Annotated in this window: 24 protein-coding genes; 8 read left to right on the top strand and 16 right to left on the bottom strand. The window is 42.9% G+C overall.

From position 1 onward, the window contains the following. Positions 1-10: 10 nt before the first annotated feature. The 4 genes from C7S20_RS03595 to C7S20_RS03580 all read left to right on the top strand — a co-directional run bounded on the left by C7S20_RS03595 (position 11) and on the right by C7S20_RS03580 (position 5,981). Positions 11-1,711, top strand: coding sequence for a serine hydrolase domain-containing protein (locus C7S20_RS03595; RefSeq protein WP_107011192.1), 1,701 nt, complete (start codon positions 11-13; stop codon positions 1,709-1,711). 50 nt (positions 1,712-1,761) lie between these two features. Continuing rightward, positions 1,762-3,060: a hypothetical protein gene (locus tag C7S20_RS03590; protein ID WP_107011191.1), complete on the top strand. Its 1,299-nt coding sequence runs from the start codon at positions 1,762-1,764 to the stop codon at positions 3,058-3,060. A 23-nt stretch (positions 3,061-3,083) separates the two neighbouring features. After that, positions 3,084-4,205 (top strand): hypothetical protein, encoded by a 1,122-nt coding sequence (locus C7S20_RS03585; protein WP_107011190.1) that lies wholly within the window; start codon positions 3,084-3,086, stop codon positions 4,203-4,205. A 249-nt stretch (positions 4,206-4,454) separates the two neighbouring features. Continuing rightward, positions 4,455-5,981, top strand: a complete 1,527-nt coding sequence (locus C7S20_RS03580; protein ID WP_107011189.1) for a lipase maturation factor family protein — start codon at positions 4,455-4,457, stop codon at positions 5,979-5,981. Positions 5,982-6,023: 42 nt separating this feature from the next. Here C7S20_RS03580 and C7S20_RS03575 read toward each other — a convergent pair whose 3' ends face one another. Beyond that, entirely contained in the window at positions 6,024-7,307 is a 1,284-nt protein-coding gene (locus C7S20_RS03575) for a chloride channel protein (RefSeq protein WP_107011188.1), read from the bottom strand. Positions 7,308-7,759: 452 nt separating this feature from the next. On the opposite strand from C7S20_RS03575, the gene C7S20_RS03570 reads away from it, so the two are divergent. The 4 genes from C7S20_RS03570 (at position 7,760) to C7S20_RS03555 (ending at position 11,603) form a co-directional block, all read left to right on the top strand. Beyond that, a complete protein-coding gene (locus C7S20_RS03570) occupies positions 7,760-8,998 on the top strand; it encodes a hypothetical protein (RefSeq protein WP_107011187.1) in 1,239 nt (412 codons plus the stop codon). A 38-nt stretch (positions 8,999-9,036) separates the two neighbouring features. After that, positions 9,037-9,216: a hypothetical protein gene (locus C7S20_RS03565; protein WP_107011186.1), complete on the top strand. Its 180-nt coding sequence runs from the start codon at positions 9,037-9,039 to the stop codon at positions 9,214-9,216. Then, positions 9,201-10,211 (top strand): hypothetical protein, encoded by a 1,011-nt coding sequence (locus C7S20_RS03560; protein ID WP_107011185.1) that lies wholly within the window; start codon positions 9,201-9,203, stop codon positions 10,209-10,211. Before C7S20_RS03565 ends, C7S20_RS03560 begins: the two co-directional genes overlap by 16 nt. A gap of 147 nt (positions 10,212-10,358) precedes the next feature. Next, on the top strand, positions 10,359-11,603 hold the full coding sequence (locus tag C7S20_RS03555; protein WP_107011184.1) for a hypothetical protein: 1,245 nt from the start codon (positions 10,359-10,361) through the stop codon (positions 11,601-11,603). Positions 11,604-11,666: 63 nt separating this feature from the next. Here C7S20_RS03555 and C7S20_RS03550 read toward each other — a convergent pair whose 3' ends face one another. From C7S20_RS03550 to C7S20_RS03480, 15 genes are all read right to left on the bottom strand, one after another. Next, positions 11,667-12,395: a rubrerythrin family protein gene (locus tag C7S20_RS03550; protein WP_107011183.1), complete on the bottom strand. Its 729-nt coding sequence runs from the start codon at positions 12,393-12,395 to the stop codon at positions 11,667-11,669. Positions 12,396-12,432: 37 nt separating this feature from the next. After that, positions 12,433-12,894 (bottom strand): DUF2231 domain-containing protein, encoded by a 462-nt coding sequence (locus tag C7S20_RS03545; RefSeq protein ID WP_107011182.1) that lies wholly within the window; start codon positions 12,892-12,894, stop codon positions 12,433-12,435. A gap of 199 nt (positions 12,895-13,093) precedes the next feature. Further along, positions 13,094-14,107, bottom strand: a complete 1,014-nt coding sequence (locus C7S20_RS03540; RefSeq protein WP_107011181.1) for an LLM class flavin-dependent oxidoreductase — start codon at positions 14,105-14,107, stop codon at positions 13,094-13,096. A gap of 105 nt (positions 14,108-14,212) precedes the next feature. Next, positions 14,213-14,536: a hypothetical protein gene (locus C7S20_RS03535; RefSeq protein WP_107011180.1), complete on the bottom strand. Its 324-nt coding sequence runs from the start codon at positions 14,534-14,536 to the stop codon at positions 14,213-14,215. A 6-nt stretch (positions 14,537-14,542) separates the two neighbouring features. Next, positions 14,543-15,970, bottom strand: a complete 1,428-nt coding sequence (locus C7S20_RS03530; protein WP_107011179.1) for an NADH-quinone oxidoreductase subunit N — start codon at positions 15,968-15,970, stop codon at positions 14,543-14,545. A gap of 18 nt (positions 15,971-15,988) precedes the next feature. Next, positions 15,989-17,476 (bottom strand): complex I subunit 4 family protein, encoded by a 1,488-nt coding sequence (locus tag C7S20_RS03525; protein ID WP_107011178.1) that lies wholly within the window; start codon positions 17,474-17,476, stop codon positions 15,989-15,991. A gap of 8 nt (positions 17,477-17,484) precedes the next feature. Further along, positions 17,485-19,404, bottom strand: coding sequence for an NADH-quinone oxidoreductase subunit L (gene nuoL, locus C7S20_RS03520; protein WP_107011177.1), 1,920 nt, complete (start codon positions 19,402-19,404; stop codon positions 17,485-17,487). Positions 19,405-19,416: 12 nt separating this feature from the next. Next, positions 19,417-19,734 (bottom strand): NADH-quinone oxidoreductase subunit NuoK, encoded by a 318-nt coding sequence (gene nuoK, locus C7S20_RS03515; protein WP_107011176.1) that lies wholly within the window; start codon positions 19,732-19,734, stop codon positions 19,417-19,419. 31 nt (positions 19,735-19,765) lie between these two features. Next, on the bottom strand, positions 19,766-20,383 hold the full coding sequence (locus C7S20_RS03510; RefSeq protein WP_107011175.1) for an NADH-quinone oxidoreductase subunit J family protein: 618 nt from the start codon (positions 20,381-20,383) through the stop codon (positions 19,766-19,768). Positions 20,384-20,387: 4 nt separating this feature from the next. Further along, the gene (locus tag C7S20_RS03505) at positions 20,388-20,864 is read right to left on the bottom strand and encodes a 4Fe-4S dicluster domain-containing protein (protein ID WP_107011174.1); all 477 of its coding nucleotides are present in this window, start codon (positions 20,862-20,864) and stop codon (positions 20,388-20,390) included. Positions 20,865-20,868: 4 nt separating this feature from the next. After that, entirely contained in the window at positions 20,869-21,921 is a 1,053-nt protein-coding gene (nuoH, locus tag C7S20_RS03500; RefSeq protein WP_107011173.1) for an NADH-quinone oxidoreductase subunit NuoH, read from the bottom strand. 10 nt (positions 21,922-21,931) lie between these two features. Next, positions 21,932-23,053, bottom strand: coding sequence for an NADH-quinone oxidoreductase subunit D (locus tag C7S20_RS03495; RefSeq protein ID WP_107011172.1), 1,122 nt, complete (start codon positions 23,051-23,053; stop codon positions 21,932-21,934). Between the two features lie 6 nt (positions 23,054-23,059). Then, a complete protein-coding gene (locus C7S20_RS03490; protein ID WP_107011171.1) occupies positions 23,060-23,536 on the bottom strand; it encodes an NADH-quinone oxidoreductase subunit C in 477 nt (158 codons plus the stop codon). An 11-nt stretch (positions 23,537-23,547) separates the two neighbouring features. After that, positions 23,548-24,111 carry an NADH-quinone oxidoreductase subunit B gene (locus tag C7S20_RS03485; RefSeq protein ID WP_107011170.1) on the bottom strand — a complete coding sequence of 188 codons (564 nt, stop codon included), beginning with the start codon at positions 24,109-24,111 and terminating at the stop codon, positions 23,548-23,550. After that, a complete protein-coding gene (locus C7S20_RS03480; protein WP_107011169.1) occupies positions 24,102-24,452 on the bottom strand; it encodes an NADH-quinone oxidoreductase subunit A in 351 nt (116 codons plus the stop codon). The genes C7S20_RS03485 and C7S20_RS03480 overlap by 10 nt, the downstream gene beginning before the upstream one ends. Positions 24,453-24,477: the final 25 nt, after the last annotated feature.

Genomic DNA, 24,477 nt, shown 5'->3' with positions numbered 1-24,477 from the left:
CCACACAGATATGAAAACACTAAATATAACATTCTTATTTATCCTTTTTGTTTTCCAATATTCATTTGCCCAAACCAAACAACCGGTAACTTTAAAGGGAAAAGCCGAGAAGGTCGATTCAATTATGGCCGATTATGACCGTAACGATGCACCCGGCTGCGCCGTAGGCGTCGTGCAGGATGGCAAGCTCATTTTTGCAAAAGGATACGGCATGGCCGACCTGGAGCATGATGCGCCTATAACTCCTGAGACTAATTTTTATCTTGCGAGTGTTTCAAAACAGTTTACGGCCTTTGCTGTAGCCCTTCTGGCAGATGAAGGTAAACTTTCCCTGGATGATGATATCCGTAAATGGATTCCCGAGCTACCCGATTATGGCCAAACAATTACCATTAAAAATCTACTCCATCACACTAGCGGGCTAAGAGACTTTCTAGCACTTCTATCGATTGCAGGTAGACCCAATGATGGAAGATTAACAACAAATGAGACATTAAATATCATAAGCAGACAACAAGAATTGAACTTTCAGCCGGGTACGGAATATCTTTATAGCAATACAGGTTATTTCCTTCTAGGTGTTCTCGTGGAGCGTGTGAGTGGTCAGTCTCTCAAAGAATTTGCTGAAAAACATATTTTCGGCCCACTCGGAATGAAACGTACTACATATAGGGATAATCATAACATGCTTATTGAAGACAGAGCGATGGCTTATGAAAAAGATTCAACTTCCGGGTTTGGATATCAACTAAACATGCCCGGTTTTGATGTGGTTGGTAGCGGAGGGGTTTATTCAAATATCGAAGATCTTGCTCGTTGGGCTGATAATTTGGAAAGCCATAAAGTTGGCGGAGAAAAAGTAGCAAATATGATGCTTACCCGGGGAATTCTCAAAAATGGTGATACCCTCGATTATGCCCTTGGGTTAGGGATAGGAGATTATCGTGGCCTGCGCACTGTTGGACATGGGGGAGCATATGAAGGTTACCGTACTTATCTAAGGCGCTTTCCAGATTATAATTTTACTGTCATCACCCTTTGTAATAGAAGGGATGGGAATGCCGGAAAAAGAGCACTTCAGGTCGCTGATATATACCTCGAAAATTACATGGAACCGAAAGAACATGGGAAATCCATTGCTAATCGGGAAACAGTGCATGTCGCTCCTGAACTACTGGAGAATTATGCGGGTACGTATCGGGCGCCAGAGAACTTCCCTATTCCCGCAATAATTTATGAGACTTCACATGGACAACTTTTTGAAACTTCATTACCAGGAGAACACATTCCGCTTGTAGCACTTTCGGATACCCTGTTTCAGTATGAGGATGGAAGCGCCCGCCGGGTAAGTTTTAAGCGGAGAAGTGATGGAACTGTAGAGCAATTGATTCTTATCAGTGAAGATGACCAACCGATGCTGAAGCGTATCGAATCCTCGCATCCCACAATGGATAAATTGCAGGATTATACTGGAAAATACTATAGTTCTGAACTGGAAAGCTTTATAAAGCTTGATATCAACAATGGAATCCTAATGACAAAGGACCGCCGGGGCGGGGATTTACAGCTTAAACCCATAGAACAGGATGTATTTGCGGGCGAATATCCACTACTTAAAATTCATTTCAAGCGTGATATAAATGGAAAGATCACTGGCTTTAAAGTTTCCGCGGGCCGCACCCGAAACCTCTGGTTTGAAAAACAGAAGTAATAAGATCGGAAATCTGTCTCAATAACAAACACCAATTAAATAAGAAAATTATGAAAGCACTAACATTCGATTTTTTAACTATTACTATTCTCTTTAGCTCACTAATATGGTCTGGAGAAAGCATTTCCAAAAAGGAAAAAGCAGATAATTATTTTGGTACCTCTAAATCCATTAATGACAGCTATTTCATAGACGTCAAAGCCCTCGACTATGCCTTTGGTATGCCCGAGGAAATCAAATCGGGCTGGGTGACCTTCCGAATGGAGAATCTGGGAACTGAGGAACACGCTGCTTTGATTATGCCTGCTACTGACAGCCTCGACTTTGGGGCTGCAAAGGATCTTGTGAAGGAAGCTATTAAACTGGGCACTGATCGGGACTGGCACTTTTCAAGCCTTAGCCATGGCCGATCCCCTGAATTCGAGGTTCTTTCTCCCGTGTCTCCTAGTCATACTGGCCAGACTACAGTTCATCTTGACCCCGGCGTCTATTTCATGTGGTGTCCACTGGAGACATCGAAGGGGGTTATTCACGATCAGAAGGGGATGGTGACCGCTTTTCGCGTGATTAATGGCCCGGTGCAGACGCAGAAGCCAGAGGCCGATACTGAGATTACCTTGTCTGCATGGGCGATCTCTACTGACGGACCTGTCGGGGCTGGCCACCATACCTTCAGTGTGCGCTCTGTTGGCGACCCTTATCCTTACTTACAGCTAGCTCGCTTAAAGAAAACACAGACCATTGAGGATGTTGCTGCCTGGCTTGCCAGTCGCCATCATGGGGGTTCTTCTCCGTTTGAGTTTGTCGGGGGAACTGGAGGAACAAGTGAATCTTGCTTTTTTAGTGTAATGCTCAAGCCGGGGCGTTATGCCCTGGTGTCACCCTTCAGCGGAGTAGCAGGATCAAGAGCTGAAATTATAATTCCCCAGAAAGGTATGGCACCGGCCATCTCTCCTGAACCAGTGAATCCGCCAGTTGAACTCTCGTTCCCTGGTACGGATTCTATTATTCCTCTTCCGTCCGGGCGAACTCTTGTAACGCTGGAGAACCGGAGCGATAGTGTTAGTCTGGACTTTGTCAAGCTTAGGAAAGGCTTTACTGAAAAGGAATTTTATACATTCTGGAAGCCTGCTGGCCTTGGGGACAGAATCCGGGAGGCCTCCTTTGATTCTATACCCCAATTTGGTCTTGCTTACGACCTGCCTGAAGCGGGTGAGCGTAAAGAATTTAGCATCGATTTGCCAAAAGGCACTTATTTCTTAGTCCCTTTCATACGAGAGCATTATTCAGGTAAACGTTCACTCAACGATTCTGAAATGGACATGATCCAGAAGATCATGGTTCAATAAAGAAATAACTAATCAAGTAAACCATGAAAACAAAAACTATCAAATTTTTATTTTTAATTATCCTCAGTTCACTTTTATCCTGTGGGGAAAGTAGTTCAAAAAAAGAAAAAATTGCGAACGCTTCAGGTGAACCTAAACCGGCTGATTCCAGTTATATTGTGGATGTGACGGAGATGGACTACGCTTTTGGAATGCCAGAGGAAATTAAATCGGGCTGGGTGACATTTCGTATGAAGAATAAGGGAAAGGAGGAGCACCTAGGTCTCTTACAAAAATTACCCGACAGCCTCAATAGTTTAAGTGTTTCAACTGTTCGCGAGCGCTTTCTGGAGGACTCTCTACCAATGGGAGATTGGAAAGCAGGTCCCGGAATCCTGTCACCGGGACGAACAGGAAAGACTACCGTCTACCTCAAGCCTGGACTATACATTCTATGGTGTACAATTAGAACTCCTGAAGGAACTCCACATTACAAGAAGGGGATGCTGCGCAGTTTCCGTGTAACGCAGGAGTTGGGCGGGGAAAAGAAGCCTAAAGCGGATGTTAACATTACCGTTTCGCGGTATGCTTATTCAACGGACCAGCCAATCGGGCCTGGAACCCACACTTTCAATGTTCAGTTTGCCGATGACGGAATTTTTGATGTTTTCATAGCCCACCTTAAGGAAGACCAGGATATGGAAGATGTTTTCAACTGGCGACTCCGGGCACCGTCACCCGTGGAGTTCCTGGGGGGAACTGAACAGCAGCCGGGTCTTTTTCAGGTGGACCTGAATCCTGGGCGATATGTTTTTTACTCTACTCAGGGGGGGCTCGATGGATTAGCCGAAGAAATTACTATTCCTGAGGAAGGGAAGGCACCTGCCATCTCTGGTAATCCTGTTAATTCGCCCATCTCGTGGTCGTTATCGGACAGCGATTCTGTTCTTACGGCTCCTGAAGGACGGACTCTCGTTACATTTGAGAACAATAGTAGTCACCGGATTGATTACTTATGGTTTTGGTTAAAGCCAGAGTTTTCAGAAAAGCAGTTTTTAGAATACATACAACCTGGAAATCTATGGAGCAGAGGTGGGCCAGGGTATACAAAACCGATTCCAGCCAATGGTAAAAAGGATTTCCCTGACTGCCGGAGAGCAAAGTAAGGCAAATTACCATCTTTGGAAAGGCGTCTATTTTCTAGTTCCATATGTGAAAGAGCATTGGCTCCCCGTTCGGGCCTTAGCTCCTGGAGAGTCACGTCCTCTCACCCAAGACGAAATGGACATGATCAAGAGAATTGTAGTACAATAAAGTAATTGTACTTTTTCAATTTATCTATTCTAGAAGTTCTCTCCTTCCGAAATCTTTTTTGAAAATTTATTAACTTATACTAATAAAAATTCGGGAAAGCGATGTCCTCTCTTTTCGAACTATCAGGTAAAAAACGGACTTACTGGCTCACGCGCTTTATGATCTTGCGACTGCTGGGCATAGTGTATGCCGTGGCTTTTCTTGTCGCCATACAGCAAATTATTCCGTTAATAGGTGTTAACGGACTCACTCCGGTTGGGATCTATTTACAGGAAATCAGTACTGCCCTGGGATCGCAAAGTGCGGCTTTTTGGAAACTGCCTTCACTTTTCTGGTTCTGGCATTCTGATACTGCCCTGCTTACTGTTTCCTGGATAGGATTCATCCTTTCCTGCCTGGTGGCGCTGGGTTTTGCTAATGCCATTATCATGGCTGCTCTCTGGATATTATATATGTCTATTGTTCATGTCGGGCAGATCTGGTATGGTTACGGCTGGGAAATTCAGCTATTGGAAACCGGATTTCTGGCAATTTTCCTTTGTCCTTTAGTGGATATGCGGATGTTTCCAAAACGAAAAGCTCCACTACCTGTCATTTTTTTATTTCGTTTTCTAATATTTCGGATCATGCTCGGTGCCGGAATGATAAAACTCCGCGGAAGCAAATTATGGAGCAATGCCACGGCTCTTTTTTATCATTTTGAAACCCAGCCTCTGCCTGGGCCGCTGAGTCGGTGGTTTTTCTTCTTACCTCATTTTATCCTGAAAATCGGGGTCTGGTATAACTGGCTGGCCGAACTTGTTGCTCCTTTTTTCGCTTTCGGACCACGTATTACGCGTCACATAGCGGGAATAGTTATGATAATGCTTCAGGTGATCCTGATCCTGAGCGGAAATCTTTCTTTCCTGAACTGGCTGACCATAGTACCTGCACTCGCCTGTTTTGATGACGGATTCTGGGCAACAATTCTGCCCGGATCTCTGGTGCGCAAAGCAGAAGAAGCAGAAAACCACTCGGAAGAATCCAAACCGATGAAAATAACTTCCTGGGTCGTGGTGGCTTTAGTGGCGGTTTTGAGCATTCAACCGCTTATGAATATTCTTTCGCCCACGCAAATTATGAATACTTCTTATGACCCTTTTGACCTGGTGAATACCTACGGAGCTTTTGGTACCGTTGGTGAGATCAGGTATAATGTGGTATTTGAAGGAACTAATGATGAGCAACCAGATTCTTCGGCTAACTGGAAGCCGTATATTTATAAGGGGTTGCCCGTACGCCTGGATGAGCGGCCTCCACAGGTGGCCCCATACCATTTGCGGCTGGACTGGCAAATGTGGTTCGCTTCTATGGCTTCTCCCTCGCAATATCCATGGACGCTGAATCTGGTATGGAAATTATTGCAAAATGATCCTTCTACACTTGAACTTTTTGAGAAAAATCCTTTTCCAGACGGGCCTCCTAAATATGTGCGGGCGGTATTATATACCTATCAGTTTGCGAAGCCTGATAATAAAGAAGGCAAGTGGTGGAAACGCGAGCGGCAGGGGCTTTGGCTTCCGGCCTTTTCCACATCCAGCAAAGATCTGCTCCTTTACCTGAAGGAACGAGGTTGGGTTAAAGAATAATAAGCTGGTAAAAAAGTCATTTTTCCGCAGAAAATTAACTAATCAAGCCGCCGGGGTATCTAAATGTGCTTTTTTGCTTCGGAAGCTGTACACCGTATAACTGCACATCCATTTGGCGAGATATTTTGCAATAAAAGTGGCAAGGAGAATGGGAACAAAAAGGATGAATCCGCCGTTGACGATACTGCAGGTTAGGAATAATGCTGTAAGCGGGGCGTGAATGGCTGCACTCAACATGGCAGCTCCTCCCAGCAAGGCAAAATTCAGCACTATGAGATCGGTCCCGAGATAATAATTAGAGGTAACCGCTACCAACATTCCCAGGAAAGAACCGGCAACAATACTTGGCGCAAAAACACCCCCGTCTCCGCCTGCCGCGAGCGTAACCGAAGCGACCAAAGGTTTTAGGATCACCAGTGCCAGCAGGAGTGCCGCTATACCTGCGGAAAAAGGTTCGCTGGCAAGTTTTTCCAGTAAATTGGGAATAGCGTGATAGCTGTCTCCATAGAGTTCCGGAAGAAAATATAAGGTAGCTCCCACCGCCAGTGCCATAAGATTGGCGCGTACCAACTTGTCCTGGCTGCCAAATTTCTGTTTGATAAAAAGCACTATTTTGGTAAAATAAACAGCAAGCAATCCGGCGAGCAGGCTTAAGATGATCATAAAGGGAAGTGCCTCCATTTTCCAGTTAATAACGGAAAGGTCGAAAAGCCTTTCCCCATTAAAGAAGTGGATGTAAAGCCACGAAACCAGTACGGAAGAGGAACAACTGATTATTATTGTTTTTGTGAATTTGTGAGAAATCACTTCCACCGCAAACAGGAAACCGGCTATGGGGCTGCCAAAAAGCGTAGCGATACCCGCAGCGACACCGGCACAAATCAGTTCAGTTTTGTACGCCTGAGCGGCTTTACTTTTGCGATGTGTTGAATTTCCTATAGCAGCAGTTGCGACTACCGTGGAAACTTCAATTCCTGTAGAACCCCCAAAAATAACCGTCAGGAATCCATTAAGGTAGTGAGAGGAGATCTTGTATGGAGGCAACTGATTTTTCCTGCGCCTAAATGTTTGAAAGATCTCTTTTATACCCTTGTTCTTTTTTCCCTTAAAAAAATACTTGCGTGTGAGAAATATCAGACTGATCCCAATCGATGGGAAAAAGAAGTAGAACCACGGCCAATCCTTAAGAAATTCCAGGAATTGCTCCTCTACCACAGCCGTGAAATATTTTAGGCTTTGCGCTAAAAAAGTAGCGGCTAAACCCACAAAAAGAGCATAAAGAATGAGTCCGCCGTAACTTTTATAAATCACTTTCTTCCTTTTCATTCTATTTGAGGCAGTAGATCAAGAGGTGTTTAAATTTCAGCTAACCGCAAATATATGGTAAAACTAAAAGTAGGAAAGTAGCTTTCTAATAAGTTTGGGAATATTTTGATCCTCGCAAAATAAAGGCAGGAAAAAACCTTAAAATCGAACTTAGCGAACCGAAGGAAAACCGGTTATTCTCTCGCGTTTCATTCTAATTTCTTTTAAGCCTTTTTTTTGGAATTTAACAGAGGTAAATCGTCTTATGCAATGCTGGAAATATTTTCTCCAGGTCTTTTTTTCAGAAAAATATTTCAGAAGTCAATCACGCATTCCTAACCGTAAAGGAGAGGTTAATTCTTTAAAACATTCAAGGGGGGATTTTTCCCCTTTTTTTAGTGAAGTTTTGTTTATAGCCTGAATAATCAATTACTTATAAATAATTGACAATTAACCAACTAATCAATTTCATTATGAAAATTATCAGAAATAAAATTTTCCTACTTTTTTTGATCCTCATTTCCGGGCCATTTACTATAAATAAGCTTAAAGCACAGACAACTCATATAGAAAAGCCTTCCCCTTATATGGTAAATATTAAGGCCATAGATTATGCTTTTCAAATGCCCAACGAGATAAAGTCGGGCTGGGTTACTTTTAAATTTGAAAATATGGGCCACGAAATGCATTTTGCAATGATGCTCAAATTCAAGGACGGGGTCACCGAAGAGGACTTTCTTAAATTTTCGGCTGATCCCAAAAAAGAAACTTTTGAAAAATACATAAAGGAACCTCCAGTAGCTGTTGGGGGTCCTGGTTTTCATGCGCCGGGTCAGGAAAGTGAATATACCATAAATCTTGAACCTGGGAATTATGGGATTATTTGCAATACCAGAACGAAAGAGGGAGTGCCTCATCGCAGTCTGGGGATGTATAAATATTTTAAGGTAACAAAGGAAGATTCGGGAGCCGAAAGACCAGTCGCCGATCTGAAACTTTCCTTAGAACCCTATGTGATTAAAGCAGACGGTCAGTTGCAAAAAGGCAGGCAAACCATAGAGGTTACGCATGCCGGTGGAGACAGCTTCGATGTACATCTTGCCAAACTAAACGATACTTCTACTATTGCCAACACGATTGAATTTTTTGACCATTTAAGGGAACCTTCCCAGACTTTGTTTGAAGGAGGTGCTGAACAAAAAGAGGTGGACAAAAAGAGCTATGTAACCGTCGATTTTGAACCTGGAGATTATGCGTTTCTTTCTCATGAATATTCCGCTTTGGGGATGTATAAGAAATTTTCTGTTCCTCAAAATGATCAAATTGCTTTACATGATACACCTGAAAACAGGAGAGAGGTTGAAGTGAAAGTGATGGATAATTCTATTAAAGTACCCAACACCCTCAAGGCAGGACCGATGAAATTCATTCTTAATGATGCTACCAACGAGGATCATGAGATTGCCATTGGCCGGCTGGAAAATGATAAAGATTTCGAGGATTATAAAGAATATATTAAAGAAATGACTCGTAGCAGAAATGATAAAAATCCTGAAAATCCGCGTACTGGTTATAAAATATACTTCCAGGAAACCCCTGAAATAAATTTAAACTTAAAACCGGGAACATATGTGGTTTTTTGTGACCATGTAAATCCAGATGATCATTACCATATTTCCGACGGGGAACTGGCCAGCTTTGAGGTAAAATAAGCACCTCTTCCAAAGTTTTTAATCCAATACATTTCATTATGAAAAATTATAAATCACTGATTTTTTCATTCCTCTTTATAGCTCTCAGCTTAGTTTCAGCCTGTAAAAATAATTCAGAGAATGATGATCGCGAAGCGATGGAAAAAACTCAGAACGACCCTCGTGATGTCGTAGAGATAAAGGCTATAGATTATGCTTTTCAATGCCTGATTCCATAAAATCTGGCTGGGTGACCTTTCATTTTACAAATGCAGGTACCAAAACCCACGTGGCAAGGATTGCCCGGCTTAAAAATGATATCAGCCGTTCAGAATTTGACTCGATACGTGCAGCCGGCGAATTTCCAGAAGAAGCGGCACATTCCGGAGGCCCTGGCTTACACAGCCCCGGCGAATCCAGTTCTTATACCACGTATCTTGAGCCGGGAAACTACGAGGTCGCCTGTTTTCTACGAACCAAAGATGATAAATTACATGCCAATCTTGGAATGATGCGTTACTTCCGCGTCACTGAAGAGGTAGGCAATGATTCACCACCAGAATCGGACATGCAGATAGACCTGGATGCTTATCACCTCAAAACTAAAGGAGATTTACATAAGGGCAGGCAAACGGTCCGCATTGATGGTAAAGAAGGCAAATTTGATGTTCATCTTGTTAAGCTGGAAGATGAATCTACGATGAAGGCCATGCTTGACTATTTTGAAGATCTTACTGATCCCACCCTGGCTAATTTCCTTGGAGGTACTGAAGAGGGCAATATCTCTTATTTTACTGTTGATTTAGAACCCGGAAACTATATGTGGGGATCTGATGAATATGGGAAGTGGGGAATGTACGAGGGTTTTGAAATTACTCAGGATGATAAATTCCACATTACTAAAAATCCCTCGCAAGAACCAGTCATTCAAGAGGTCACTTTTAATCTTGATTCTTCAGGTATCAAGGGTCCAAAAAAACTATCCTCAGGAAAAACCACCTTCAACATTCATTTAAGTGATACAACAGCTCATCGGATAGGTTTAGCAAAACTTAAGGAGGGTAAAACCAAGGAGGATGTTTATAACTGGATTAAAACTGCAGTTGTGGAAAAGAAATATTCAGGGCCTCCGCCTTTAGAAACTCATCATCACTTAAGAGTTGGTAAATTCCCATCGGCTGCCGGAAAGCAGGATCAGTCTATTACTGTTGGCAGGTTGTTACCCGGTAATTAAATACTGACTTGCTATGACAAAACAGGGGAGGATCTTCATGTTTTGAACGGCGGATTAGCAGAATTTCATGTTGAATAGTTTCGAAAAGGGACTTTACTTAATGAGAGCGTGCCAACTTGTAAGTATTACCTCAACCAATCAATTATTATGAAATACACTAAAATTAAAATTTCACTTCTTTTAACGATCCTAACTTTTCCTTTTGGCCAGGCGAGTCTGAAAGCACAGACAACTCAAATAGAAAAGCCTTTTCCTTATATAGTAAATATTAAGGCCATCGATTATGCTTTTCAAATGCCCAAAGAAATAAAATCGGGTTGGGTTACTTTTAAATTTGAAAATATGGGCCACGAAATGCATTTTGCTCAGATGTATAAATTCCCAGACAATGTTACCGAAGAAGGGGTTCTTAAATTTATGGCTAATCCCAGCAATGAAATATTTGAAAAATATATAAAAGGAGATATAACTTTAATAGGAGGTCCCGGATTTCATGCTCCCGGCCAGCAAAGCCAATATACCATCCAGATAGAACCGGGGACATACGGTATTGTATGCAATACCAGAACCAAAGAAGGTGTACCGCATGCAGATTTAGGAATGTATAAATATTTTAAGGTAACAAACGAAGATTCGGGAGCCGAAAGACCAGTCGCCGATTTAAAGCTGTCTTTAGAAAAGTATGTGATCAAAGCAGATGGCCAGCTGCAAAAAGGCAGGCAAACCGTTGAGGTGACGCATATGGGTGGGGACAGATTTGATATGCATCTTGCCAAACTAAACGATACTTCTACTATTGCCGCTACTCTTAAATTCTTCGATCATTTAATGGAACCTTCCCAGACTTTGTTTGAAGGAGGTGCTGAACAAAAAAAGGTAGACAAAAAAAGCTATGTAACAGTCGATTTTGAACCTGGAGATCATGCGTTTCTATCACATGAATATTCCGCGATAGGAATGTTTAAAAAATTCACGATTCCTGAAAATGGAAATATTGTTTTTAACGATAATCCTGCTGAAAGAAAAGCAGTGGAAGTAAAAGTGATTGATAATTCTATTGAAGTGCCCCATACACTCAGTGCCGGACCGAAGCAATTTAATCTTTCCACTAAAGATGATTCACATTTTGTACAGATCTTTCGGCTTGAACCCGGTGAAACGATACAGGATTATCTGAAATTCAAAAAAGAAGAATATGAAATGTATAAAGCTCATAAAGAATTTAGCAAAGAGAATCCTACCCTTGGATATTACGCAAATTTTAAGGATAGTAAAAAAATAAGATTGAATTTAAGGCCGGGTACCTATGGTATAACTTGCTTCCAGACAGATGAAGATGATAAATTCGATCATATGAGAAATGGAGAAGTTCAGCAGATCATTGTAAAATAGAAAAGCCAAAGCTCCGGGTACAGTATCAGAGCTATGGCTAATCAATCTTAACCAACAACTACTCTATAATTCGTCAATTTTTGTAAAGGTGTCAGAATTTGCAAGCGTGATCTCGCAGCGTTTGGGAGCATTGCGGGCATAGGTGTTTCCGCAAACAGGGCAAACGTAATACACCTTCGCAAGGGAATTCAAATGGTTGGTTTCCAGATCGGCCAAAGCAGCTTTATAAAAATCTCTGTGCTTCTTTTCCACATTATATGCGTAAGTAAAGCTCATTTGAGCCATGTAATTTCCAGCTTCGTTAGCATCTTTGATAAAGCCAGGGTACATAGATTTGGCCTCATAGCTCTCACCGCCAATAGCATTCTTTAGATTCTCCCTGGTATCTTTAAGAGGGTATTCGGGTATAACATTTGGCACTTTGATGCCTTCCATTTCCATTATGGTTTGGTGGTTGCCTGCGTGAACTGTCTCGGCCATAGAGACTGTCTTAAAAAGAAGCGCAATATCGTGGTATCCTTCTTCCTCGGCTTTTTTACTGAAAGCTTCATATTTTGCTATCGCAGTTCTTTCCCCTTTATAAGCATCCTGGAGATCTTTGGCTGCTTTACCTGTAGGATCAAGTTTTTTATTCTCAATATTCACAGTTGCTGCCTTAGATTTGTCTGGAAGAGCTTTGTTTTGTATCGTGGTATCACGAAGTTCTATTTTCCTGGAATGGTCTTGACAAGATTGCACAAGCAGGCCTAGGAATACAAGAAGCGCAAGGTTTATTTTTATTCTTTTCTTCATAATTAGAAATTTTTGCAGGGCTGTTCTACCCTTGATGTTACTGTACTTTTTCGTTAAATTCAGGTAATTTCAGCTCCAGGCCAGCGCCGTGTTCATAAACCAGCGAACCCCCTTTGTTGCCTGTGTTGATGATGGAACCAATTAATGCTGCAAAAAAGAGAATACCTAGCCATTTTGTCCAGGGACGATCGTATTTTATGAATAGTAAAATCGCACGATAAACCACGGTGATCATCGCAATCCAAAGCATAATAAGCGCTGCTTCCTCATGATTTTCGATGGCTTCAGCTAACCTGCCGGTTTCGATACCTTCCGCGGCATAGCTGCCACTAATATAGGCTGCAATGGCTCCAACTGCACCGATAAGTAGTAGGTAAAATGCTATCTTTCTAAAGAGTTCTCTGTTGTAAAACAATGCAATGATTTCAGATAAAAAACCCGCCATCAATAGTGCGATGGGGAAATGAATTATCATTGCGTGAAGGTGTGCTGCTGTCATTATTCTTAATTTTTAAATTCAAAATAAAAGTATTTGAATACTCTATTAATATGATTAGCAGCTCCTTAAGATTGGCTTAAAATAAGAGCGGGAAAGGAAATCAATTACGCAGGCACCAGCTTCATTTTTTTCTTCGGAAGCTTGTATATATTATAACAACAAAATTTGGCCATTTATGTTGAAATATTTTTAGGAATAGCTATTTCTCAGCCTGAATCTCCTTCATAACTTCTGAAAATATCCTATATGAATTTACCCGGTCCCGGTGATCGTAAATATGCGAAGCCACCATGATTTCATTAACACCGGTTTTCTGAAGGAATTCTTCTGTTTTTTGTTTTACCTTTTCTTTGCCTCCAATAAAGGCATACTTCAGCATTCGTTGAAAGGCAGGATCCTGTGAGATTTGTCTAAGCTGCTCTGTCATTTCAATGGGAGGTTGCATATAATCAATATTTCCGGTCATCACGCCAAGCATAAGTCGGATGAGAGTAGTGGAAAGTTTTTCAGCTTCGGTGTTAGATTCCGCGGCAATGACATTGATACAGGCTATGCTGTAAGGCTGCTGGAGTTGGGCAGAAGCTTCAAATTCATTGTAGTAAATATTAAGGGCTTCAAAAAGTTGTGCCGGTGCAAAGTGACTGGCGAAAGCATAGGGCAATCCCAGGCGGGCTGCAAGATGGGCACTGTCGGTACTGGACCCGAGAATGTATAGAGGAACTTCAACGCCTTCGGCAACCGTAGCCCTGACCTTGGCCCGTGCATTTTCAGCGGAAAAATATTTTTGAATTTGTTTTACTTCTTCCGGAAAATGATATACCGCCTGCATCCTGTCAGAACGAATAGCATGAGCGGTTACCTGATCTGTTCCGGGAGCTCGACCCAGGCCCAGATCAATACGACCGGGATAGAGCGAACCCAGGGTGCCGAATTGCTCAGCCACAATAAGGGGCGAATGGTTAGGGAGCATAATTCCGCCGGAGCCTACTCTTATCTTTTCTGTTCCGCCGGCGATATGGCCAATTAATACTGCGGTGGCTGAACTGGCGATGCTCTTCATATTGTGGTGCTCTGCCAGCCAGAAGCGGTGATAACCTTCTTTTTCAGCTTTTTGGGCAAGATCAAGGCTGTTCTTAAAAACTTCGGCAGGGGTAGAACCTACTCCTACGGAAGCTAATTCCAGAACAGAAAAAAGAGGTTTTTTTATAGACATAAAGAGATAAGATTTTAGCATTATTTATTCAAAAGTACAAAAGCCCTGCAGAACAAACTGCAGGGCTTTCTCCTGCAAACACAGGAATCGACCAAAAGAGAATCTTTATTTCTTATCCCAGTATTGAGGAGCTGTATTTTCACTTTCCTGGTTCCAGTATTCCGGATTGACTTTATGGCCATCGAAAGTCTTCAGCTTTCGTTCAAAAACCGCCACCACCGGATTAAAAGTGATATCGGTAACTCCTACTGTGTAAAGCTGAGGTTCTTCTTCGCTTTTTCGTTTTTCCTCTTCCACGATCACCTCTAAACCATTATGTTCAAGTAAATTCTTAAGGAAATCCTTTCGGCTTTTATCGATCTTTTTTTCGATAAAACTAACCCGAATGTCGCCAATGCTGCCAAATGTATGTTTGCCGTCCAGTGCCATAATTTCTTATTTAAAGATCCCACTTAATTGAAAAATATAATCGTATAGCGGACTATATAATCCCAAAATCAGAATTCCGACAACGGTTATTACTAGTCCTAATTTCATATATATTTTATTTCTGAAAAAGGGAATTGGATCGTCGCCTTTTCTTAAGAACATCGCTCTCATAACCAGCAAATAATAGTAGAGCGAGATCGTTACATTCACGACTGCCAGGAACACCAGCAGGTAATATCCCTGGCTGGCCGCGGCGGTAAAGAGGAAAAATTTTCCGAAGAATCCTGCCACCGGTGGAATTCCTGCCAGAGAGAACAAGGCCAGCATCATCACCAGGCTGAGTTTAGGATTGGTTCTATATAAACCTTCATAATCTTTCATATTTTCCCTTCCGGTTTGCAATGAAATGGCCTGAACCACTCCAAAGGCCGCCAGGTTAGAAAAGATGTAGATCGTTACGAAATAAACCACGGTAGCTGTGCCTAACTGGGTGCCTGTTATTAATCCTAAAAGAATAAATCCGGCTTGCGCAATGGAAGAAAAAGCCAGAAATCTTTTCATATTTTCCTGCCGCAGGGCGAAGAGGTTACCGGTGAACATTGTCGCCAGTGCCAGAACATAGATGAGGTTTTCCCAGACCTCCATTAAAGGTTTTAAAACGCTGAATAATAAGATCATCATAATAAAAACAGCGGCTCCTTTTGAAATTACCGAAAGGTAGGAGGCAATGCTTATTGGAGCACCTTCATACACATCGGCGGTCCAGAAATGGAAAGGAACCAGCGAGATCTTAAAGGCAAGTCCCGCGAAGAATAATATAAAACCAAGTAATGTGAGATTATTTAGGCTGATATTCAAAATGATCTCGTCAAAAAAAATAGAACCCGCAGTGGCGTACAGCATCGAGATCCCGAATAGGGAAACTCCTGAAGCCAGTGCTGCCGAAAGTATCAGCTTGATCCCTGCTTCGCTGGATTTTCTTTTGAGAACCTCAAATGCAGCAAGAGCCGCGACGGGAAGTGTGGAAAGTTCCAGCCCGATGTAGAACATCAGAAAGTCTCCGGCTGAGATCATAAAATACATTCCGAATAGAGAAGCGAACAACAGAATAAAGAATTCAGTGCCACGGTCATTGCTGGTCATTTTCTCCTTCACCCAGTCAGCCGACTGCAGTAAAAGGATCAAAACTCCCAAATTGAGCACGTTTTTGAAGAAATGAATGAGATCATTGCTTCGGAACATTCCTCCAAAGAGTTTGCTTTCGGCTAAAGGAAAAAATCCGGAAAGCGTATGTAACCCAAAGAGCAACAGCGCAAGAGAAACGATGCTGTTCTTCCTGCTTGCCGGAATGAAAATTTCGGCGATCAAAAGGATCATTATTATGGCGAGCAGCGTAAGCTCGTGGCGCATCAGGAAAAAACTATTAAAGTCCATTTCAATTCTTTTTAAAAGTTATAACACGCCCCGAATAAAGGGTTCGAGACTTTGCATGATCATATTACTAAGCCATAGCGGGGCCACCCCAATCCCTACAATTGGGATGAGTAATAATAAAATCCCCGCTTTTTCATACCAGGTCACTGCCGGTAATTTGAGGTAGGCCGTATTTTTCACGGGTCCCATCAGCATAATTCCCACCACCCTGAGCACATAGACCGCAGTAACCACGATAGCCGATACGGAAACGATAGTAAGAATTCTGTGGAACATATCGTCGTGAAGGAAGGCGCCCATAAAAATATTCATTTCGGCTACAAATCCGCTGAAACCTGGAAGTCCTAATAACGCCAGTCCCGTGATCACATAAATTGCCGAAATAAAAGGAATGACTTTAAGCAATCCCCCAAGTTTGGTGATATCCCGCGTATGGGTTCTGCCATAGATCATCCCGATAAGTGCGAAGAAAAGGGCGGTCATAAATCCGTGCGATAATGACTGTAAAATAGCTCCATTCCAGGCGGTCTTGTTCAGCATCAGCAAGGCGAAACTTACCATTCCCAGGTGGCTTACCGAGGCGTAGGCGTTGATATATTTCAAATCGGTTTGTCGCAGGGCGGCAAATGCTCCATAGATCACTCCTGTAGCCGATAAAATGATGAAGAACCAGGACCAGGTGAGGGCACCCTGGGGCAACAGGAACATGGCTATCCGGAAAATCCCGTAGCCTCCTAGTTTCATTAAAACGCCGGCGTGCAGCATAGAAACGGCAGTTGGTGCAGAAGCGTGGCCATCGGGAGACCAGGTATGGAATGGGAATAAGGCTCCCAAAACCGCGAATCCTATAAAAGTTAATGGGAAGAATAGTTTTTGTGCTTCATAAGGAATATTCACTTTCGCGATCTCGAGGATATTGAAGGTTAAAGCTCCGCCGTCGGCATTGGAATTGAAATAAATACCGAGTATTCCAACCATTAAAACTGCGGAGGCACCCATGAGCATCAGAGTAAGTTTCATTGCCGAATATTCTTTTGGTCCTGTTCCCCAGATTCCAATAAGAAGATACATCGGGATCACCGCGATCTCATAGAAAACGAACATGGTGAACAAATCTATGGAAATGAAGAACCCATAAACGCCTGTGGATAATACGATCAGCGAGACAAAGAATTCCTTGGGAAGATCTTCGATTTTCCAGGAGATGAATACACCAGCTAAGAGTACTATTGAGGTGAGCGTAATAAGAGCTACCGAGATTCCGTCCACGCCAATACTGTAATGAATGTTGAGTTGTTCAAACCAGGTGAGATCCCGCGTAAAGAGCATAATTGAATCATTTACGGCCCTTTCCCTGGTATAAGCGAAGATGAGGTTTATTGCCATTCCCAGCTGGATGATCCCGCCGATCATCGCGATCAAACGCGCCTGTTTTAGTCCTTTTGAGAATACCAGGGCCAGGATGACCAGGACGGGAACTATTACGAAAAGTGATAAAATGTCCATAATACTAATTAGTTAGTCCATATATAAATGAATACAAAGGCGAGAATCAGCGCTCCGGCAACAAATCCAAAAGCGTAATCCTGAACTCTTCCCGATTGGATCCCCCTGATCTTTTGGGAGATCAGCACCGTTTTATTACCAATTCCTTCCATAGTTCCATCAACGAATTTTTTATCGAAAAACGCTATGGGTGCAGCTACATTCTTGAAGAAGACCTTTCGGGCCATGAACAGGTAGATCTCATCAAAATAGAATTTATGGCTGGCCCAGGTATAAAAAACTCCAAATGCATGTGCCAACCTGGAGGCCAGGTCGTTTTCCTTTTTATAAAATGCCCAGGCCATGATAATTCCGATCAGGCCTACACTAACTGCAATGGCCGCAAGCGGAAGATTTAAATGAGATTCGAAACCAACTTTATCGGCAGTTACCAATTCACTGAAGGGAACAAATCCGCCGATCAATGTCAGAAACGCCAGCACAAGCAACGGAATGGTCATCGATAATGGGGATTCGTGAGGAGTATGTTCATATTGGGTATCCTTACCCCAGAAAATTCCAAAGTAGATCCTGAACATATAAAAAGCGGTGAGTCCGGCTACGAAAACCTCGATCAAATAGATAAACTGACTGTTCTCATAGGCCGCCAAAAGGATCTCGTCCTTACTCCAGAATCCAGCCAAAGGTGGCACTCCGGAAATTGCCAAAGCAGCGATCAAAAAGGTGATGTTCGTCACAGGCATGTATTTTCTTAATCCGCCCATATCCTTCAGGTAATTGCTGTGAACGGCGTGGATCACCGAACCGGCTCCGAGGAATAAAAGCGCTTTGAACATGGCGTGGGTGAATAAATGGAACATCGAAGCCATAAATCCGACTCCTTCATGCCCGTCAAAACCTGAAACTCCCAAAGCCATCATCATATAACCGAGTTGCGACATAGTCGAGAAAGCGAGCACTCGTTTGATATCGGTTTGGGTAATGGCGATGATCGCGGCAAATAACGAAGAGAAAGCACCAACATAGGTGACTATCTTGAGAGCAAATCCGTCTTCAACTAAATAATACATCGGGAAAAGTCGGGCAACCAGGTAAACACCGGCAACTACCATCGTAGCGGCATGTATTAATGCTGAAACCGGAGTCGGACCTTCCATCGCGTCCGGCAGCCAGATGTGCAACGGGAACATAGCCGATTTTCCCGCGCCACCCATAAAAATGAGGATTAGTGCCCAGGTAATTACCGAAAGTCCCATAAAGGAAGTGGAGGCCCAGTTAAGAAGAACGGCTCCTTCAGGATTGGTAAGTTCCTGAAAATCGAAAGTTCCGGTATAAAAACCTATTATAAAAATTCCGATAAGGAAGCCAAAATCGGCAAAACGGGTGACGATAAATGCTTTTTTCGCGGCAGCAATAGCTGAGGTTTTGGTATAATAATATCCGATGAGCAGGAATGAGGAAACACCAACCAGTTCCCAGAAAATATAGATCTGGAACAGGTTAGTTGCGAGTACCAATCCCAGCATGGAGAAGCTGAACAGTGACAAATAGGCAAAGAAACGGGTATAGCCATCGTCACCTTTCATATATCCGCGGCTGTAGATATTTACCATTAGGGAAACTGTGGTCACCACCACCAGCATCATTACCGAAATAGGATCGATTAGATAACCCATATCGATGTGTAGGGTCTCGGTGAAATGCATCCAGGTGATCTTATCTACAAAGGTTTGGAAAACTCCGTCTGCTTTTCCGTAGACAAAGAAATACCGGAATGCCGTATAATAGGAGAGCAATGCCGAAACGGCCAGGCCGGCAACCCCGATATATCCCGAAACGGCGGGTTTTATCTTTTGGTTGAAAATTCCCAGTACCAGGAAAACGGCCAGAGGCACAAGCGGAATTAAAAGTATATAGCTAAGGTTCATAATTTCCGAATTTTAGTACTTCATTAATTCAGTGTCTTTCACTTCCACCGATTTCACTTTTCGGTACAGATTTATGATGATCGATACCGCAAGAGCTGTTTCAGCTGCGGCTACCGAAATGATGAAAATGGAATAAACCACTCCCTCCAACACATCGGGGAAGAGATATTTGTTGATTATCACAAAATTCACCACCGATGAATTCAGGATGAGCTCTACGGAGATCAGCATGGAGATGAGGTTTCTTCTCGTGATGAATCCATAGATTCCAATAAAGAAAAGGGTCGAGGTGAGGGTGAGGATTTCAGTTATACTTACTCCTGGGATCATGGTTTTATTTTTTAATATTATTGTATTCCTTTTATTCGGTTTCTACCGTAGCTTGTTCCTTCAGGATCTCCTTCAGCTGAATTTCCTGTTCTTTTTGAAGGATCACTTCCTTCTCGGTCAAAGGAGTTTTATGCTTTGGATGGGTTTCGATATTTTTTCCGCCTTTGGCGATAACAATCGCACCAATCATTACAGCCAGCAACAAAACACTGATCACTTCAAAGGGAAGAATGAACCCGCCGGGACCATAATCCAGTAATTTTTCACCGATCTGCGCCGTAGTGGTAGTCACTGCTTTTCCGGCTACTTGAAACGGGTAGGAGTAGATGGTAGTAAGAAAAACAGCAAGTCCGGACGCGCAGAGAAGGGCCGTTAGGATTTGCCTTTTCTTAGAGGTTACTTCCAGCTGCATTTCAATATGATGTACCAGCAAAACCGAAAAGATGATAAGTACGATCACACCGCCGGCATAAACGGTGAGCTGTATGGCCGCGAGAAAGTTATAGTCGGCAAGAAAATAGATCCCTGCAACGCCAATTAACACAAACAGCAGGTAAACCACAGATCGCAACATTTTACGGCTGCTCACCGAAGCGATGGCGAAAATGACCATTATGGTTGCCAGGAGATAAAAAATGATTTTTTCCATAATCTTAATCTTCTACTCCGGCCCGTACTTTGGAGCCGGGTTTGTTTAACACTCGGGTTAGCTGAGTTCTGTCATAGACCGAATTTTCAAAATTCTGAGCCCATTTTATAGCATCGTTAGGGCAGGCATCAATGCATAATCCGCACTGGGTGCACATACCAAAATGATAGATATGTTTGTCTATGATCTTTTTCTTTTTTCCGGTTTTCTCATCGATAACCCTGTCCCAGATGATCTCAATACTTCCGTTAGGGCAGGCGATCTCACATTTCTGGCATCCGGTACAGCTGTGCTCATTTTGTTCGTCATGCGGCATCACTACTTCACCGCGAAAACGTTCGAACATCTGGAGGGTATCCCGGTTTTCAGGATATTTTTGAGTAATAGCGCCTTTTTTGGAATGCAGGAAGTAATTTCCGGTGACTTTCATCCCGGTGAGCAGTGTTTTTACTCCGTCATATATGTTTGAAAAATAACTCATAATCCTAAAATTGAAGGGTTAGGCCCAGCCAAACGATCAGGGCCATGATCACGATATTTGCCAGGTTGATAGGCAACAGGTATTTCCATTCCAGGGTTAAAAGCTGATCTACCCGAAGCCTCGGAAAGGTCCAGCGAAACCACATCATCAGGAATACTAGTACAAAAGTTTTCAATAGGAACCAGAATACACCCAGCCAGGGAATGGATTCGGTTATTCCGAAAGGCGATAACCAGCCGCCAAAGAAAACAGTGGTGGCGATGGCCGCGATGATGAACATATTGATGAATTCTGCCAGGAAAAAGTAGGCGAACTTCATTCCGGAATATTCGGTATGAAAGCCGGCGCCGAGCTCAGACTCTGCTTCAACCATATCAAAGGGAGCACGGTTTGTTTCCGCGGTTCCGGCTATCATATATATCATAAAAGCAATTATTGCAGGAATATGTCCCTGCACAATAAGCCATCCGTTTTTCTGTACTTCCACAATTTCTGAAAGCTGAAGGCTTCCGGTAAGCAAAACCATAGTCAGTAGCGAAAGTCCTATAGAAAGTTCATAGCTTATGGTTTGAACACCACTCCGCATCGCACCAATTAATGAGTATTTATTGTTGCTGCTCCAGCCTCCCAGCAGAATTCCTATCACACCAATTGAAGAAATAGCTATTAAGAAGAATAGGCCGATATTGAGGTCGTAAGCCTGCAGGTTTTTGGTAAATGGGAATATTCCCAACGCCATTAATGAGGTTATGATCACAAAATACGGAGCAAGATTATATAAGAATTTATCGGCTTTAACCGTTCCCGTGAGTTCTTTTGTGAGTAACTTAAGAGCATCGGCCATGGTTTGCAATAATCCCTGGTAGCCTACGCGGTTTGGTCCGATTCGTAACTGAAACCATGCAGCCACCCTTCTTTCCAGTAATACAAGGTAGAGGCCTAAAACTGCAAAAAGAGTAAGATAAGTTAAGGCAATCAGGACCATTTGGGTGAGCCCGGTGATCTCTGCAGGAATCAAACCTACGATCCATTCATGTATAAATAAGGCTATTTTCATTGTTATAGATTTAACGGTCAATATCCGGTACCACAATATCTATGGTCGCCATGGTAGCAACCAGATCTCCTATCTTTCCACCCACGGTGATATGGTTAAGCAGGGAAAGATTGGAAAGTCCCGGCGAACGGAATTTCATGCGGTACGGATTTTTGGTCCCGGTACTTACTATGTAAATTCCAAGTTCCCCTCTTGCGGTTTCCACTTTCTGGTAATATTCTCCTTTCGGAAGTTTGATCACCGCGTTGGTGGCGACTTTATGTTCACCTTCGGGAATATTGTCAATAAGCTGTTCGATAATGGAAATAGACTCCCACAATTCCTGAATTCTCACCAGGTAGCGGGCAAAAGAATCTCCATCGGTATGTAAAGCTTCATTGAATGTCACCCGGTCAAGGGCGCTGTACGGATGATATTTTCTAACATCACAGGAATAACCCGAAGCACGTCCTACAGGGCCTGAAGCTCCATAAGAAATAGCATCCTCGATGGCCAGAACACCCACTCCTTTTGTCCTTTTCTGAAAGATCACATTGTTGGTAAGTAGCCGGTCATATTCCGGAATTTTGGTTTTAAAATGAACGATAAAATCTTTCACTCTCTTCACAAAATTGGGGTGGATGTCCTGCATAAGTCCGCCGGGAATATTGTAATTCATGGTTAGGCGGGCGCCGCAGGTTTCCTCAAAAATATCGTTGATCATTTCCCGGTCCCTGAAGCCATAGAAATAGGAAGTTAGAGCACCAACGTCCATTCCCATAACTCCCCACCAGAGACAGTGTGAAGAGATTCGTGTTAATTCGTCTAAAATGGTCCTTATCACCTTAACCCGGTCAGGAACTTCAATTTGAAGAGCATTTTCCACGGCGAGGCATACCGCTTCATTATTGATATGGGCAGAAAGGTAATCCATCCTGTCGGTGAGATGTACGATTTGCTGATAACTGTCGCTTTCGCACATCTTTTCAATAGACCTGTGGATATACCCAAGATCGGGTTCTACTTTTTTAATGATCTCCCCATCTATGGTCAAAAGCAATCGAAGAACGCCATGGGTAGCAGGGTGCTGCGGCCCCATATTGATGAAGTATTCTTCAGATTTAAAATTGTTATTTATTGTGGCGGTTTCCATGACATCCTATTTTACGACCATATTTTTTTCATCGGTGAACTCCTTCCGAAGCGGATAACCTTCAAAGTCTTCATAAAGAAAGAGCCGCTTCAAATTGGGATGATTTTTAAACCTTATTCCGAAGAAATCATAAGCTTCACGTTCATGAAAATTAGCGGTTGCCCAGATATCCTGCACTGAATCTATAACGGGATTTTCCCTGTCTTCAATTTTAGCACGCACCACCATAATATGCCGGTAATCGGTAGATTCAAGATGGTACACCACTTCGAGCTCTTTTCCCCAGTCGATGCCGGTAAGGCAAAAGAGGTAATCAAAACTCGTATACCTGTTAATTTTCAGGTAATACATCATTTCATGGAGGTAATCGGGATGGATACTCACATTGAGGTACTGGGAACCTTCTTCGCTAAATTCGAGTTTCACGGCGGCAGGATCATTAAACCAGCCGGTGATGAGTTCCTGAAGTTCTTGATTGGTCATGACTTTTAATTTTAAAGTCCTTCATCAAAACCTTCCACAGGATTTTTCTTTTTAAGCCTGCTTTCGGTTTTTATTTTCTTTTGAAGCATCAGCATTCCCTCCAGTAAGGCTTCTGGCCGTGGAGGACAACCTGGTACGTATACATCTACCGGGATTACGTGATCGGCTCCTTTTACCACTGAATAAGAATTGTAAAAGAAGGGGCCTCCAGAGATAGCGCAGGCTCCCATGGCGATCACATATTTCGGTTCGGCCATCTGGTCATAAAGGCGCCTTAGAACCGGCGCCATTTTGGTAGTAATAGTTCCGGCAATGATAATAAGGTCGGCCTGTCTTGGGGATGGCCGGGCGACCTCAAAACCAAAGCGGGAATAATCGTGACGGGCAGCGCCGGTTTGCATCATTTCTATAGCGCAGCAGCTGGTGCCGAAATACAGCGACCACAGCGAATTAGCGCGACCCCAGTTTATGATCTTGTCCAGTGAAGTTACAAGTATATTGCCCCCGTTTCCTGCGGGGATCACTTCACCGGGAAAATCCTTCGGAATTTCTTTATTATTGACTGCTATTCCCATTTTAAAGCTCCTTTTTTCCACGCATAAGCCAGACCTGTCCCGAGAATGATGAGGAAGATGAGTATTTCAATAAAGGCTGTGCCACCTATCTTCTGAAAGACCACGGCCCAGGGAATTAAAAATGCAACTTCAACATCGAACACAAGAAACAATATGGCAAACAGGTAGTATCCCACTTTGAACTGGACCCAGGTGGGTCCGATGGTTTTCATACCACTTTCATAAGGTTCCTTTTTCTGAGGATTATCTGATTTTGGGGAGATTAATTTTGAAATGAAATTCGCACCGGCTACGAGAAGAACCCCGGCGAGAAAGAATACTATGATAGCTTCTGAACCCATGATTTTAGGCTTTGAATATGTATTA

Source organism: Christiangramia fulva, from assembly GCF_003024155.1.
GTDB classification, from domain to species: domain Bacteria; phylum Bacteroidota; class Bacteroidia; order Flavobacteriales; family Flavobacteriaceae; genus Christiangramia; species Christiangramia fulva.
This window is presented reverse-complemented; position numbering and strand designations above follow the sequence as displayed.